17 protein-coding genes are annotated in these 14,562 nt (G+C 70.1%); 2 read left to right on the forward strand and 15 right to left on the reverse strand.

What is annotated here, in order from left to right; translation table 11 throughout:
- The first annotated feature begins 37 nt into the window (after positions 1–37).
- Positions 38–1,384 (forward strand): hypothetical protein, encoded by a 1,347-nt coding sequence (locus ACOFKX_RS09560; RefSeq protein ID WP_419826758.1) that lies wholly within the window; start codon positions 38–40, stop codon positions 1,382–1,384.
- Positions 1,385–1,388: 4 nt separating this feature from the next.
- On the opposite strand, the gene galU is transcribed toward ACOFKX_RS09560, so the two are convergent.
- The 4 genes from galU to argH are packed head-to-tail and all read right to left on the reverse strand — an operon-like array spanning position 1,389 to position 5,168.
- Complete coding sequence (gene galU, locus ACOFKX_RS09565) at positions 1,389–2,258, reverse strand: UTP--glucose-1-phosphate uridylyltransferase GalU (RefSeq protein ID WP_419826759.1); 870 nt, start codon at positions 2,256–2,258, stop codon at positions 1,389–1,391.
- 11 nt (positions 2,259–2,269) lie between these two features.
- Complete coding sequence (lysA, locus tag ACOFKX_RS09570) at positions 2,270–3,547, reverse strand: diaminopimelate decarboxylase (RefSeq protein ID WP_419826760.1); 1,278 nt, start codon at positions 3,545–3,547, stop codon at positions 2,270–2,272.
- A gap of 5 nt (positions 3,548–3,552) precedes the next feature.
- A complete protein-coding gene (locus tag ACOFKX_RS09575; protein WP_419826761.1) occupies positions 3,553–3,795 on the reverse strand; it encodes a hypothetical protein in 243 nt (80 codons plus the stop codon).
- Positions 3,792–5,168, reverse strand: coding sequence for an argininosuccinate lyase (gene argH / locus ACOFKX_RS09580; RefSeq protein ID WP_419826762.1), 1,377 nt, complete (start codon positions 5,166–5,168; stop codon positions 3,792–3,794). Before argH ends, ACOFKX_RS09575 begins: the two co-directional genes overlap by 4 nt.
- Before the next feature lie 13 nt (positions 5,169–5,181).
- Here argH and ACOFKX_RS09585 point away from each other — a divergent pair, with 13 nt between their 5' ends.
- Positions 5,182–5,766: a TlpA family protein disulfide reductase gene (locus tag ACOFKX_RS09585; RefSeq protein WP_419826763.1), complete on the forward strand. Its 585-nt coding sequence runs from the start codon at positions 5,182–5,184 to the stop codon at positions 5,764–5,766.
- Position 5,767: 1 nt separating this feature from the next.
- On the opposite strand, the gene ACOFKX_RS09590 is transcribed toward ACOFKX_RS09585, so the two are convergent.
- The 11 genes from ACOFKX_RS09590 to ACOFKX_RS09640 all read right to left on the reverse strand — a co-directional run bounded on the left by ACOFKX_RS09590 (position 5,768) and on the right by ACOFKX_RS09640 (position 14,486).
- Positions 5,768–6,523 carry a glutaminyl-peptide cyclotransferase gene (locus ACOFKX_RS09590; RefSeq protein WP_419827397.1) on the reverse strand — a complete coding sequence of 252 codons (756 nt, stop codon included), beginning with the start codon at positions 6,521–6,523 and terminating at the stop codon, positions 5,768–5,770.
- Positions 6,520–7,344 (reverse strand): 2,3,4,5-tetrahydropyridine-2,6-dicarboxylate N-succinyltransferase, encoded by an 825-nt coding sequence (gene dapD, locus ACOFKX_RS09595; RefSeq protein WP_419826764.1) that lies wholly within the window; start codon positions 7,342–7,344, stop codon positions 6,520–6,522. Before dapD ends, ACOFKX_RS09590 begins: the two co-directional genes overlap by 4 nt.
- Complete coding sequence (locus ACOFKX_RS09600; RefSeq protein WP_419826765.1) at positions 7,341–8,006, reverse strand: pyrimidine 5'-nucleotidase; 666 nt, start codon at positions 8,004–8,006, stop codon at positions 7,341–7,343. Before ACOFKX_RS09600 ends, dapD begins: the two co-directional genes overlap by 4 nt.
- Before the next feature lie 25 nt (positions 8,007–8,031).
- The gene (locus ACOFKX_RS09605; protein WP_419826766.1) at positions 8,032–8,385 is read right to left on the reverse strand and encodes a HesB/IscA family protein; all 354 of its coding nucleotides are present in this window, start codon (positions 8,383–8,385) and stop codon (positions 8,032–8,034) included.
- A 45-nt stretch (positions 8,386–8,430) separates the two neighbouring features.
- Positions 8,431–8,880: an SUF system Fe-S cluster assembly protein gene (locus ACOFKX_RS09610; RefSeq protein ID WP_419826767.1), complete on the reverse strand. Its 450-nt coding sequence runs from the start codon at positions 8,878–8,880 to the stop codon at positions 8,431–8,433.
- Positions 8,877–10,088: a cysteine desulfurase gene (locus tag ACOFKX_RS09615; RefSeq protein WP_419826768.1), complete on the reverse strand. Its 1,212-nt coding sequence runs from the start codon at positions 10,086–10,088 to the stop codon at positions 8,877–8,879. The genes ACOFKX_RS09610 and ACOFKX_RS09615 overlap by 4 nt, the downstream gene beginning before the upstream one ends.
- Before the next feature lie 166 nt (positions 10,089–10,254).
- Positions 10,255–11,340, reverse strand: a complete 1,086-nt coding sequence (locus ACOFKX_RS09620; RefSeq protein WP_419827398.1) for a SufB/SufD family protein — start codon at positions 11,338–11,340, stop codon at positions 10,255–10,257.
- Between the two features lie 2 nt (positions 11,341–11,342).
- Complete coding sequence (sufC, locus tag ACOFKX_RS09625) at positions 11,343–12,098, reverse strand: Fe-S cluster assembly ATPase SufC (protein ID WP_419826769.1); 756 nt, start codon at positions 12,096–12,098, stop codon at positions 11,343–11,345.
- Positions 12,098–12,568: a DUF29 domain-containing protein gene (locus ACOFKX_RS09630; RefSeq protein WP_419826770.1), complete on the reverse strand. Its 471-nt coding sequence runs from the start codon at positions 12,566–12,568 to the stop codon at positions 12,098–12,100. The genes sufC and ACOFKX_RS09630 overlap by 1 nt, the downstream gene beginning before the upstream one ends.
- Positions 12,568–14,067 carry a Fe-S cluster assembly protein SufB gene (gene sufB, locus ACOFKX_RS09635; protein WP_419826771.1) on the reverse strand — a complete coding sequence of 500 codons (1,500 nt, stop codon included), beginning with the start codon at positions 14,065–14,067 and terminating at the stop codon, positions 12,568–12,570. The genes ACOFKX_RS09630 and sufB overlap by 1 nt, the downstream gene beginning before the upstream one ends.
- A complete protein-coding gene (locus ACOFKX_RS09640) occupies positions 14,064–14,486 on the reverse strand; it encodes an RrF2 family transcriptional regulator (protein WP_419826772.1) in 423 nt (140 codons plus the stop codon). Before ACOFKX_RS09640 ends, sufB begins: the two co-directional genes overlap by 4 nt.
- Positions 14,487–14,562 lie beyond the last annotated feature (76 nt).

A 14,562-nucleotide genomic window follows, 5' to 3' on the forward strand; every position in this document is an offset into this window, starting at 1 on the left:
ATCCGCTCCCCGCGCGATCGCGACGAGGGAGACGATCATGACCTATCGAGATCGGCTGGCGGCCGCGCTGTGTGCGCTGCCCGCCCCGCTCGTCGCGCAGCCGGCGACGAGCCACGACGACATGCCCGGGGTGATGAGGCCGGAGACTGCCACCGGCCACGACATACCGAACGCCCAACTCGACCACGAGATGGCGGGGATGATGCCCGGAGACAGCATGGCCGGCATGGCGATGGGCGACGGCACGTCCTCCTATGGCTCGGGCACCGCCCGGCTGCCGTTCAACGATCGCATGCGCGGGCTGCACGCCATGGTGGGCGACTGGTCGATCATGGCGCACGGCTATGCCTGGGGCAGCACCACCGATCAGGGTGGGCCGCGCGGCTCCGCCAGGGCGTTCGTCCAGTCGATGGCGATGGTGCAGGCATCCCGCGGACTGGCCGGCAGCACCGGCTTGACGCTGCGCGCGATGCTGTCGGCCGACCCGCTCATGGGCCAGCGTGGCTATCCCAACCTCTTCGCCACGGGCGAGACGGCGTATGGCGAGGCGCTGATCGACCGCCAGCATCCCCACGACCTGTTCATGGAGCTGTCGGCCCGCATCGATCGCGACGTCGGGGGTGGCACGCTGTTCCTCTACGGCGGCCTGCCGGGGGAGCCGGCGCTCGGGCCGGCGGCGTTCATGCATCGCGGCGCGGCGCGCTTCGATCCCGAGGCGCCGATCACGCACCACTGGTTCGATTCGACGCACATCACCTACGGCGTCGTCACCGGCGGCTACGCGACGCGGCATTGGCAGGTGGAGGCTTCCGCCTTCAAGGGCCGCGAGCCGGGCGAGAACCGCACCAATATCGAGACGCCGTGGCTCGACAGCTGGTCGGTACGCGCGACGTGGATGGCGTCGCCCGCCTTCTCGGCCGAGATCAGCTACGGCCACCTCGACAAACCGGAGGCGCTGCACCCTGGCCGCGACGAGGGGCGGCTGATCGCCAGCGCCAGCTATTCCGCGCACGGGCTGGACCTCACCGCCGCCTGGTCGCGCAAGGATCTCCAGCCCGGCCGCGTGCTGCCCGCGTGGCTGGTGGAGGGGACGTGGGCGGTCTCGCCGCGCCACGCGCTGTTCGGCCGTTTCGAGAACGTGCTCAATTCCGAGCTGTTCGAGCGCGAGGAGCAAGCCGGGATCGACGATCCGCTCGCGCGCCAGGCGTTCCGCGTGAGCAAGTTCACCGCCGGCTACGCGTACACGCTGCCGCTGGGACGCAGCTTCGCCGTGGCGCTCGGTGGCGCCGCGAGCGCCTATGCCAAGTCGATGCGGCTCGATGCGGCTTATGGGCGGCATCCGCATAGCGTCAGCCTGTTCGCCAAGCTGATGCTAGGGCGGTGAACGGTCAGAGCGACTTCAGGTAGGCGCGCAGATCGGCGGCGATGTCGTCGCGTTCCAGCGCCAGCGCGACGTTGGCCTGGATGAAGCCCACCTTCTCGCCGCAATCATGGCGCGCGCCGTCGAAGACGTGGGCGTGGAAGGGTTGCTGGCCGATCAGCCGCGCGAGCGCGTCGGTGAGCTGGATCTCGTTGCCGGCGCCACGCTCCTGATCCTCCAGCAGGTGCATCACCTTTGGATCGAGGATGTAGCGGCCGACAGCCGCCAGCCGCGACGGGGCCACGGCCGGATCGGGCTTCTCGATGAAGCCCTTCACCTCGATCGTGGCGCCGTCCACCGCACCGGGATCGACGATGCCGTAGCGACCGGTATGCGCCTGCGGCACCTCGACCACCGCGATGACGCTGCCGCCATGCGCCTCGTAGCTGTCCATCATCTGGCTGAGGCACGGCCTGGCCGGGTTCCACAGCAGCTCGTCGGGCAGCAGCACCGCGAACGGCTCGTCACCGGTCACGTGGCGCGCGCACCACACCGCGTGGCCGAGGCCCGCCATCACCTGCTGGCGCACGAACGCCGCCTGCCCCGGCCCCAGCCGGGTGCCGGCGACGAGATCGAGGATCTTGTCCTTCTTCTTGGCGACGAGATCGGCCTCGATCTCGAAGGCGGTATCGAAATAGTCCTCGATCGCACCCTTGCCGCGCCCGGTGACGAAGATCATCTGCTCGATGCCGGCGGCCAGCGCCTCGTCGATCGCATACTGGATCAGCGGCCGGTCGACGACGGGCAGCAGCTCCTTGGGCACCGCCTTGGTGGCGGGCAGGAAGCGCGTGCCGAAGCCCGCGACCGGGAACACCGCCTTCTTGACCGGCTTCGCCATGTGACCCCCTTCTATGCCGCGGTGCGCGCCCACTCCGGCACGTCATCCGCGGCGATCAACGCCTCGATCGGCAATCGGCGCCTAACGATCGCCCATTGCGATCCGCTTACCATCACCTCGGGCGTCAGCGGCCGCGAGTTGTACGTCGATGCCATCGTCGCGGCGTAGGCGCCGGCCGTCATGAACGCGACCAGATCGCCGCCGGTCACCGCGTCCATCGTGCGCCCCGTCGCGAAGGTGTCCCCCGTCTCGCAGACCGGGCCGACGATGTTGGCGACGAAGCGCTCGCCCGAAGGCGTCACCGCGCGAATATCATGCCACGCGTCGTAGAGCGCGGGGCGCATCAGGTCGTTCATGCCGGCATCGACGATCACGAACGGCGCGGCGACGCCCGGCTTCACGCGCACGACGCGGGTGAGCAGCACGCCGGCATTGCCGACGATGAGGCGACCGGGCTCGAACATCAGCCGCGCGTTCCAGCCGGCGGTCGCCCCGTCGACCATCGCGGCGTAGGCGTCGGGCGTGGGCGGCGGCGGCAGAACGGGATCGTAAGGCACCCCGAGCCCGCCGCCGAGATCGGCGGTCACGATGGTGTGACCGGCGGCGCGCAGGTCCGCGATCAGCCCGCCGATCCGCGCGAAGGCGGCGGCGAGCGGGCCGAGATCGACGAGCTGGCTGCCGATGTGGACCGCGACGCCACGCACCGCCAGGCCGGGCAGCGCCGCGGCGCGCGCGTAGGCGGCGAGCGCCTGATCGTAGGGAATGCCGAACTTGTTCTCGGACTTGCCGGTGGAGATCTTGGCATGGGTGCCGGCGTCCACGTCCGGATTGACGCGAAACGCGACGGGCGCGGCCGCGCCACGCGCGCAGGCGACGGCGGAGAGCGCCTCGGCCTCCTCCTCCGATTCGAGGTTGAACTGGCCGACACCGGCGTCGAGCGCGTAGCCCATCTCCTCGGCGGTCTTGCCCACGCCGGAGAAGATGATGCGCTCGCCCGGGATGCCGGCGGCCAGCGCGCGCGCGATCTCGCCGCCCGAGACGACATCGGCGCCGCAGCCCTCCGCCGCCAGGACGGAGAGCACAGCGGCATTGGGATTGGCCTTGACCGCGAAGGCGACGAGCGGCGCACCCATTCCGAGCCGGCCCACGGCACGGGCGAACACGCGGGCGTGTCGGCGGATGGTGGCGGCGGAATAGACATAGACGGGCGTGCCGACCGCATCCGCGATCTCGGCGAGCGCCACGTCCTCGGCGTGCATCGCGCCGCCCCTCAGCTCGAAATGATCCATCCGCGTCAGCCCGGCGGCGGCATGTCGAAGCGGTCGGACTGGAGTTCCTGGCTTTTCGTGAGAAGCTCGTTGAAGCGCGTCGGCCGCGCCTGCGCGCCCGGCGTCAGGAGCTGGTCAGGCGTCGGCTGCGCGGCAGCGGTGCGCGGTTTCACCGGCAGCGCGGCGTTGTCCGCCGGCCGGAGCGGCTGCTTCTTGCCGCAGGCGGCCACCGCCAGCGCGAGCAGCAGCGCGATCCCGATCCGCCTCATGCCTCCATCCCCAGCGCGTCGCGCGCGATCGCGATCTGCTCACGAACGCGGACGGGCGCGGTGCCGCCCTCGCTGGTTCGCGCCGCCACCGAGGCATCAACGGACAGCGCGGCGCGCGCGTCCTCGTCGATGCGCGGATCAATCGCGCGCAGCTCTTCGAGCGAGAGCTCGGCGAGCGTGCAGCCCTTCGCTTCGGCCGCCTTCACCACCGCGCCCGTGACGTGGTGCGCCTCGCGGAACGGCACGCCCGCCACGCGGACCAGACGGTCGGCCAGGTCGGTGGCGGTGGCGAAGCCGGCCTCGGCCGCCGCGCGCATCCGCTCGGTGCGGAAGCTCAGCGTCTCGACCATTCCGGTCATCGCCGCGAGCGATAGCGCGAGCAGGTCGTGCGCCTCGAACACCGGCGGCTTGTCGTCCTGCATGTCCTTCGAATAGGCGAGCGGCAGCCCCTTCATCGTCACCATCAGCGCGGTGAACGCGCCGATGATCCTTCCGGCATGGCCGCGCACCAACTCGGCGGCGTCGGGATTGCGCTTCTGCGGCATGATCGACGAGCCCGTCGACCATTGATCGGACAGCGAGACGAAGCCGAAGGGCTGCGATGCCCATAGCACGATCTCCTCGGCGAGCCGGGAGAGATGGAGCGCGCATTGCGCGGCCGCCGAGAGGTAGTCGAGCGCGAAATCGCGATCCGACACCGCGTCGAGCGAGTTGGCGGTCGGCCGCTCGAAGCCGAGCGCGTGCGCCGTCGCCCGCCGATCGATCGGAAAGCCGGTGCCGGCGAGCGCGGCCGATCCAAGCGGGCATTCGTTCATCCGCGCACGCGCGTCGGCGAAGCGCGAACGATCGCGGCGGAGCATCTCGTAATAGGCGAGCAGGTGGTGGCCGAGCGTCACCGGCTGCGCGGACTGGAGATGGGTGAAGCCCGGCATCACGCTGTCGGCATGCTCGTCGGCGCGGCCGACGAGCGCGCGCTGCAGGCCGGCCAGCCACTCGCCGACCGCGTCGATCGCGTCGCGCACCCACAGCCGGAAGTCGGTCGCGACCTGATCGTTGCGCGAGCGCGCGGTGTGGAGCCGCCCCGCGACGGGACCGATAAGCTCGGTGAGCCGGCTCTCGGTCGCCATGTGGATGTCTTCGAGCGCGAGGTCGGCGGGCACGCCCTCGCGCCCATATTCGTCGGAGACGCGCTCCAACCCTTCGCCGATCGCGGCGGCGTCGGCGGGATCGACGATGCCGCGCATCCCGAGCATGGCGACATGCGCCTTCGAGCCCGCTATGTCCTGCCGCCACAGCCGCCTGTCGAAGGGAAGCGACGCGTTGATCTCACGCATCACCGCCGCCGGCCCTTCGGCGAAACGGCCGCCCCACATCGGATTGGAGCCCGTGTTGCGCCCCTCGCTGATCGCCTGCCTCCCGCTCGCGGCCGTCCTCGCGACAGCGGGGTGCGATAGGGCCAAGCCCCCGGCACGGCAACCCGAAGCCGCTGCCGGCGAAGGCCGTCCGGCAGCGCCGCCTCCGGCACCTAGCGGCGCAATCGATCGCGGCCACGCGAGGCAGGCGGCGCCGGCGCTGCCCTTCGCGGCGCCCGGAGGCGCGCCGGCGACGCTCGCCTCCTTCCGGGGCAAGCCGCTGCTCGTGAACCTGTGGGCGACGTGGTGCGGCCCTTGCGTGCGTGAGCTGCCGACGCTCGACACGCTGGCGGCGCGCGAGAAGGGCCGGCTCCAGGTCGTTGCCGTCAGCCAGGATACGGGCGGCGACGCGCAGGTCGGGCCGTTCTGGGCGGCGCACCGCTTCGCCGCGCTCACCCCCTACACCGACACGAAGATGGGCCTGATGGAGGCGCTCAAGGTCGACGTGCTGCCGACCACCATCCTCTATGACTCACACGGGCGCGAGGTGTGGCGGATGGTCGGCGACAAGGACTGGGCGAGCGCCGACATGGCCAGGCTGCTCGCCGAGGCGAGATAGCTCAGCGGCTCTTCGGCGCGGCGATCTCGAACAGCTTCGGCCAGTCCTTGCCGGTCACGTAGAGGTGGCGACCTTTGGCATCCCACGCGATGCCATTGGGCACCGCGTCGTTATTGTCGCGACCGACGCGGTCGTGCAGCGCCGAGACGTCGATCCAGCCGACGACCCGGCCGGTGTCGGGGTCGATGCGCGCGATGCGATCGGTCATCCAGACATTGGCGAGAATCTCGCCCTGCACCCACTCAAGCTCGTTGAGCATCGGCAGCGGGCGCCCCTCGGCGGTGACGGTCAACCGCCGGCGCTCCCTCAGCGTCACCGGATCGAGGAAGCGCAGCTCGGGCGTCCCGTCGGACATGATGAGCGAGCGGCCGTCGCTGGTCAACGCCCAGCCCTCGCCGGGGTAGCGCCACTCGGACAGGCGCTTGAAGTCGGCGAGCCGCCAGCGCCAGCCGCGTCCGTCGCGCCACGTCAGGCTGACGATCTCGTCCTTCCAGGCGACGATGCCTTCGCCAAAGGTTGGCGGCGGAATGTCCACCTTGCGCAGCACGCGGCCGGTCGCGGGATCGGTCACGCGGATCGAGGAGCGGCCGGGCTCGCCCGTGCTCTCGTAGAAGCGGCCGTTCAGCCAGAAGAGTCCCTCGGTAAACGCCCCCGGATCGTGCCGAAGCACGCGGACCACTCGGGCGGGCCGGACGGGCAACTCGGCCCGCGCCATCCCGGCAAGCGTCAGCAGCAGGGCGAGAAGCGCGCGCATCAGTCGCGCAGCAGCTCGTTGATGCCCGTCTTGGCGCGGGTCTGCGCATCCACCGTCTTGACGATCACCGCGCAATAGAGGCCCGGCCCGCCATCCTTGCCCGGCAGCGTGCCGGGCACCACCACCGCGTAGGGCGGCACCTCGCCGCGCGTGACGGTGCCGGTGGCGCGATCGACGATCTTGGTGGAGGCGCCGAGATACACGCCCATCGACAGCACCGCGCCTTCCCGGACGATCACGCCCTCGGCCACTTCGGAACGCGCGCCGACGAAGCAACCGTCCTCGATGACCACCGGGTTGGCCTGCAACGGCTCCAGCACGCCGCCGATGCCCGCCCCGCCCGACAGGTGGACGTTGCGGCCGATCTGCGCGCAGGAGCCGACCGTCGCCCAGGTGTCCACCATCGTGCCGTCGCCGACATGCGCGCCGATATTGACGAAGCTCGGCATGAGCACCGCGCCTCGGCCCACGAACGCACCGCGCCGGACGATCGCGCCCGGCACCGCGCGGAAGCCCGCGTCGCGGAACGCCTCGTCGTCCCAGCCGTCGAACTTGGAAGGCACCTTGTCGAATGCGGGCGCGCCCGCGGCACCCGCCTCGACGAGCATGTTGTCGTTGAGGCGGAAGGAGAGCAGCACCGCCTTCTTGAGCCACTGGTTGACGCGCCAGCCGCCGTTCCCGTCGGGTTCGGCGACGCGCAGTCGCCCGGCGTCGAGCCCGGCGAGCGCCTCCTCCACGGCGGCGCGCACCGGATCGCCGGTGGCGTGGCCGAGCGTGTCGCGCGCCTCCCATGCCTCGTCGATGACGGTCGCGAGATCGCTCATGCATCCTCCAGGATCGAGTGCAACCAGTCGCCAAGATCGGCGATGGTGAAGTCGACATAGCCCCGGTCCGGGTCGGCACCCTGTTCGGAGCCGTTGTCGATCCAAACCGTCGCCATGCCGATCGCCTTGGCGGGCTTCAGGTTGCGCGCCATGTCCTCGACGAAGCAGGCGCGCGTCGGGTCGACCCCCGTCGCCGCGCAGAAGCCGGCATAGGCGGCAGGATCGGGCTTGGGCAGGTACGCGCAGGCGTGGATGTCGTGCACCGCCTCGAACGTGTCGGAGAGGCCGAGCCTCGCGAGCACGCGGCGCGCGTAGGGCTCGTCGCCGTTGGTGAAGACGAGCTTGCGGCCGGGCAGCGCGGCGATCAGGCGGGCGAGGCGCGCATCCTCGGCGATCACGTCGAGCTCGATCGCGTGAACGTCGGCCAGGAAGGCGTGCGGATCGACATCGTGCTCGCGCATCAGGCCCGAGAGCGTGGTGCCATGCTCTTGGAAGAAGCGCTTCTGCGTGGCGTAGGCTTGCGGGTGGGGGAGGTTCAGCGCGCGCGCCACGAACGCGGTCATGCGCTTGTCGATCTGGCCGAACAGGTCGGCGGACGCCGGGTAAAGCGTATTGTCGAGATCGAAGATCCAGGCATTGATGTGGGCGAGCGCGGGCAGCATCCGCCCGCCCCCTAGCCCGAACCGATCACACCGTGAAGCTCTCGCCGCAGCCGCACGCGCCCTTGGCGTTGGGGTTCTGGAAGACAAAACCGGCGGTGAAATCGTCCTCCACCCAGTCCATCGTCGATCCGATCAGGTACAGCACCGAGCCTGCGTCCACGAAGAAGGCGCCGCCCGGCGTCTCGATCCGCTCGTCCAGCGGATCGGACTTCGCCACATAGTCCACCGAGTAAGCAAGCCCCGAGCAGCCGCGCCGCGGCGTCGACAGCTTGACGCCGACGGTGCCCTCGGGAGCCTGCGCCATTAGGCCGGCGATCCGCGCCTCGGCGGACGAGGTGAGGATGATCGCGGCGGGGCGGGTACGGAGCTTCGTTGCCATCCTACTTCCTTCTGCCCGGATCGAAGTGCCACTTCGATCCGGGTGTCACAGCATTCCCAGTTCGAGCTTGGCCTCGTCCGACATCTTCTGCGGATCCCACGGCGGATCCCAGACGAGGTTGACCTCCGCCGTGGCCACGCCCGGCACCTGCGCGACGCGAAGCTCCACCTCTCCGGGCATCGACTCAGCGACCGGGCAGTGCGGCGTCGTCAGCGTCATGGTGACGGCGACGTGCTCGGCGGCGACGTCGACGCCGTAGATCAGGCCCAGATCGTAGATGTTCACCGGGATTTCGGGATCGAAGATCTCCTTCAGCGCCTCGATCACGCCATCGTACAATGCGCCGCCGGGCTCGCCTGGCGACACGTCCTGCGGCCTCTGCGCCAGGAAGCCGTCGAGATAGTCGCGCGAGCGGCCCTCCTCCGCGTCGCTCACGCGTGCGCGAGGCGGCGTCTCTGGCGCGTGGTCCGCTTGCTCGATCCGGTAGTCGCTCACCCGAAAATCCTCGTTACTCGGCGCACGCCGTCGACCAGCGCCTCGATATCCTGCGGGCCGTTATAGACCCCGAAGCTCGCACGCGCCGTCGCCTCCACGCCCAGCGCCGCCATCAGCGGCTGCGCGCAATGGTGGCCGGCGCGGATCGCCACGTGCGCCTCGTCCAATATGGTGCCGACGTCATGCGGATGCACCCCGCCGACCGCGAAGGAGACGATGCCGGCGGAGTCGTCGGGGCCGAGCAGCCGCACCGAGTTGATGCCGCGCAGCGCCTCTCGCGCGTTGGCCACCAGCGCCGCCTCGTGCGCGTGGATGCGGGAAAGGCCGATCGCGTCGACGTAATCGATCGCGGCATGGAGCCCGAGCGCGCCGACGATATGCGGCGTTCCCGCCTCGAACCGCGCGGGCGGGGCGGCGTAGGTGGTGCGCTCGAACGACACGCGGTCGATCATCGCGCCACCCCCCTGCCACGGCGGCATCCTATCGAGCAGCTCGGCCCGGCCCCACAGCACGCCGATGCCGGTCGGCCCGTAGAGCTTGTGGCCCGAGAAGACGTAGAAGTCGCAGTTCAGCGCCGTCACGTCGACGGGCAGGCGCGGCACGGCCTGGCAACCGTCGATCAGGATTTTCGCGCCGACGCGGTGCGCGATTTCCACCGCGCGGTGCACGTCTAGGATAGAGCCGAGCACGTTGGAGACGTGCGCGAGGGAGACGAGCTTGTGCGCGGGCGTGAGCATCGCCTCCGCCGCGTCGAGATCGATGCGGCCGTCCGCCGTCAGCGGGCAGACGTCGATCGCGGCGCCGACGCGTTGCGCGGCCATCTGCCACGGCACGATGTTGGCATGGTGCTCCAACTGGCTGAGCAGGATGCGGTCGCCCGCCTTGAGCTGCGTCGCCGCCCAGCACTGCGCGACGAGGTTGATGCCTTCGGTCGCGCCGCGCACGAACACGATCTCGTCCGCGCTAGCCGCGCCGAGGAAGGCTGCCACCCGCCTGCGCGCCGCCTCGTAGGCGATCGTCATGTCGGCGGAGCGCGCATAGACGCCGCGATGCACCGTCGCGTAGGTCTCGCCATAACCGCGCGCGATGGCGTCGATCACCGGCTTGGGCTTCTGCGCGGTGGCGGCGGTGTCGAGATAGGCCCAGCCGGCCGGGATCGCCGGGAAGTCCGCGACGACGTCGAGCGGGCGTTCGAGGACGGTGCTCATGCCGACGCGCTCCCGAGTCGCGGGGCGGCGAAGTTGACGAAGTTGACGCCACGTGGGGCGTCGAACGCCCCCTCGGCCGCCGTCGCGGGGCGACGGGTGCGACGATGGGCGGACGGGGCCATGGCCGGACCATCCTGCCACGGCGGCAGGCATGTAGGAAAGCGGTTCACAGCGCCTGCTCCAGCCAGCGATCGGCGTCGGCGGCGAACGCCTCCGCTACCCGCTCCTCGCCGATGCGATCGATCGCCTGTGCGACAAAGGCGTGGGTGAGCAGCGCCTCCGCGCGTCCGGGGGGCACGCCGCGGCTGGCGAGGTAGAACAGCGCCTGGGCGTCCAGTTCGCCGACGGTGGCGCCGTGCGCGCACTTCACGACGTCGGCGAAGATCTCCAGCTCGGGCTTGAGGTTCACCGTCGCGGTGCGCTTGAGGAGCAGACCGCGCAGGCTCTGCTCGCCGTCGGTCTTCTGCGCGTCGCGCGCCACCTCGACGCGCGCGGCGAGCGACGCCACCGCCTGATCGGCGGCGACCGCGCGCCACGTCTGACGGCTCTGGCCGTGCGGGGCAGCGTGGCGCAGCACCACCGCCGCCTCCTGCCGCTGCCGCCCGCGCGTGAGAAGCGCGCCGCCGACCTCGGCATAGGCTTCCGGCCCGGCGAGCGTGACGTGCGCGTCGAAGCGCGCGTCCGCGCCGCCCGCCCCGAGCGCGATCGTCACGAGGCTGGCGCCCGCCGCGAGCGTCGCTTCGTCGCGCAGCGAGACGTAGCCGTCGTCCGCCACGATGCGGATCGATCGCATCAGCCGGGCACCGCGCGCGAGATCGATCGCCGTCAGCCGGTTGGCCCAGCCGGCGCCCGCGAACGTCTCGACGACGCTTGCCTGCGCGCCCGCCGCCAGCGCGATGCGCGCGGGGAGGTGGCTGGCGCCGCCGGTGCCGAGGTGGACGATCTCGATGGTGGCGGCGGGTGCGGCGTCGGGGCCGAGAGTCAGCGTCCAACCCTCCGCGCCCCGCGTCAGGCGCGCGAGCGCGTGGGCGCTGCCGGCCTCGACGGCGCCGACGCCCACGTCCTGCGGATCGGAGGCGGCGGCGTCGAACGCGCCGTCGACAAACACCAGGCGCGGGCCGCCGCAGCCGATCAGATACCCGGCCGGATCGGGTGCGCCGCCTTGCCGCCCGCCCGCGGCGAGCGCGGGCAGCCGATCGAGTTCCGACCAGCGCCACCCCTCCTCGCGCGTCGTCGGCAGGTCGAGCAGCATCGTCACGCCGCGAGCTCGCCCGTGATCCGGGCGTAACCCTCGCGCTCCAGCTCGTGCGCCAGCTCCGGCCCGCCCGAGCGCACGATGCGGCCGGCGGCGAGCACGTGCACGAAATCCGGCCGCACATAGTCGAGCAGCCGCTGATAGTGGGTGATGAGCAACACGGCCTTGTCCGGCCGGCGCATGATCGTGTTGATGCCGTGGCCCACCGCCTTCAGCGCATCGATGTCCAACCCGCTGTCGGTCTCGTCGAGGATCGCGAGCTTCGGGTCGACGATGCCCATCTGCACCATCTCGTTGCGCTTCTTCTCGCCGCCCGAGAAGCCGACATTGACCGGCCGCTTGAGCATCTCCGGGTCGAGCCCCAGCGCGTCGGCCTGCGCGCGCGCGAGCCGGATGAACTCGCCGCCCGAGAGCGGCGCCTCGCCCCGCCCCCTGCGCTGCGCGTTCAGCGCCTCGCGCAGGAACTGGAGGTTGGAGACGCCGGGTATCTCGACAGGATACTGGAAGCCGAGGAACAGCCCGGCCGCCGCGCGCTCGTGCGGCTCCATCGCGAGCAGGTCGGCGCCATCGAACGTCGCCGAGCCGTCCGTCACCTCATAACCCGGCCGGCCGCCGAGCGTGTAGGCGAGCGTGGACTTCCCCGCACCGTTAGGCCCCATGATCGCATGGATTTCGCCCGCGCTGACGGCAAGCGAAAGGCCGTCGAGGATCGGCTTGCCGTCGATTTCGGCGCGGAGGTTTTCAATGGTGAGCATCAATTGCGTCCACGCAGTTCGGGCCACCAGTCTTCGACGAGACAATTGTCCAGATCGAAGGGCGATGTGCCCGGCAGTTGGTCCGGCATACACAGCTCGATCAGCTTCTCGTCGCCGAAGTGCCGCAAGGCGTCTTCGTACCCGGCGGCGAGGGCGTCGCCGAGGCGCGGTCTCAGCGACGGACTTTCCCGCAACAGTCGTGCGATCCGGGTCCGCTGTCCGCGAACCGAGTTCTTCCACAGCCGCTCGCACTCCAGCAGCGTGGAGTAATGCAGCTTGAGAAGATGGATGCAGATCTCCTCCAGCCGGCTCACGATCTGGCGGTAGTCGCTGCGACCCAAGCTATCGATCTCCTCAAGGATGTTCTCGATATCGATATCCAGGTTCGATTGCTGATCGAGAAGCGTTCGCAGTTTCGCCGCCTGCTCCTGCGTCCAGCCATAGAAGTCGGAGTCGTAGAGCGTCGCCATCACCCCACGCTCCCCTCAAGCGAGATCCCCAGCAGCTTCTGCGCCTCGACCGCGAACTCCATAGGCAACTGCTGCAGCACCTCGCGCGCGAAGCCGTTGACGATCAGCGCCACCGCCTCTTCCGCCGAGAGGCCGCGCTGCATCGCGTAGAAGAGCTGGTCGTCGCTGATCTTGCTGGTCGTCGCCTCGTGCTCGATCTGCGCCGAGGGGTTGCGCACCTCGATATACGGCACGGTGTGCGCGCCGCACTCGCCGCCGAGCAGCAGCGAGTCGCACTGGGTGTGGTTGCGCACGCCCTCGGCGGTCGGCCCGACGCGGACGAGGCCGCGATAGGTGTTGTCCGACCGGCCCGCCGAGATGCCCTTCGACACGATCGTCGAACGCGAGCCCTTGCCGAGATGGATCATCTTGGTGCCGGTATCCGCCTGCTGGCGGTTGGTGGTGACGGCGACCGAGTAGAACTCGCCGACGCTCTCCTCCCCCGCCAGCACGCAGGACGGGTATTTCCAGGTGATCGCCGATCCGGTCTCCACCTGCGTCCACGACACCTTGGATCGCGCGCCCTGGCACAGCGCGCGCTTGGTGACGAAATTGTAGATGCCGCCCTTGCCCTCGGCGTCGCCGGGGTACCAGTTCTGCACCGTCGAATATTTGATCTCGGCGTCGTCCAGCGCGACCAGCTCGACGACGGCGGCGTGGAGCTGGTTCTCGTCGCGCTGCGGCGCGGTGCAGCCCTCCAGGTAGCTGACGTAGCTGCCCTTGTCGGCGACGATCAGCGTGCGCTCGAACTGGCCGGTGTTGGCGGCGTTGATGCGGAAATAGGTGGAAAGCTCCATCGGGCAGCGCACGCCCTCGGGAATGTAGACGAACGTCCCGTCGGAGAAGACCGCGCTGTTGAGCGTCGCGAAATAGTTGTCGTGCGCGGGCACCACCTTGCCCAGCCACTTGCGGACCAGCTCGGGATATTCGCGCACCGCTTCCGAGATCGAGCGGAAGATGACGCCCGCCCGCTCCAGCTCGGCGCGGAAGGTGGTGGCGACCGACACGCTGTCGAACACCGCGTCCACGGCGATCTTGCGGCCGCTGTTCGCGTTCACCGGCGAGGCATCGGCATCCTCGACGCCGGCGAGGATCTTCTGCTCCTCGATCGGGATGCCGAGCTTCTCGTAGGTGCGGCGGATCTCGGGATCGAGCTCGTCCAAGGAGGCGATCGTGGCGCGCTTCTTGGGCTCGGCGTAGTAATAGGCGTCCTGATAGTCGATCGGCGGTACGTGGAGCTTGGCCCAGTTCGGCCCCTCCATCGTCAGCCACTTGCGATACGCCTTCAGCCGCCAGTCGAGCAGCCACTCGGGCTCGCCCTTCTTGGCCGAGATGAAGCGCACTGTGTCTTCGGACAGGCCCTTGGGCGCGAAATCCTGCTCGATATCCGAGGAGAACCCCCACTCGTAGGTGGAGAGCTTCTCGGCGGCGGCGAAGGCCGCTTCGTTACGCACGTTCACGCTATCACCTCTTCATGGACGCCGGCGAGCCGATCGAGCGGCACCCCCGCGAACGCCTGCCGCACCGCGCCGTTGACCACCGCCCAATGCGGCCGGACGAGGCACGAGCCTTCCAGCGCGCAGTCGTGCCGCGCCTCGTCGACGCACACCGTGAGCGCGATCGGCCCGTCCACCGCCTCGACGATGTCGGCGAGGCTGATCGTCTCCGCCGCCCGCGCCAGCACGAAGCCGCCGGCGGCGCCGCGCTGCGTCCGCAACAACCCCGCCGCCGCCAGCCGCCCGACGAGCTTCTGCGCGGTGGGCAGCGGCACGCCCGTCTCGACCGACAGCGCGGTGGCGGACAGGCGCGAGCCCGCGCCGTGGCGCGCCGCCGCCGCCATCATCACCACCGCATAGTCCGCCAGGCTGGAGAGCCGCATCTGCGATCCGTTCGCAATTCGGACCGGCTTGGTCCGATTGGCATGTGGTGGAGGGCACCCGAGTCGTCAACCCGCT

Origin of the sequence: Sphingomonas sp. (assembly GCF_965200105.1) — a bacterium.
In the GTDB taxonomy this organism is placed as follows: domain Bacteria; phylum Pseudomonadota; class Alphaproteobacteria; order Sphingomonadales; family Sphingomonadaceae; genus Solisphingomonas.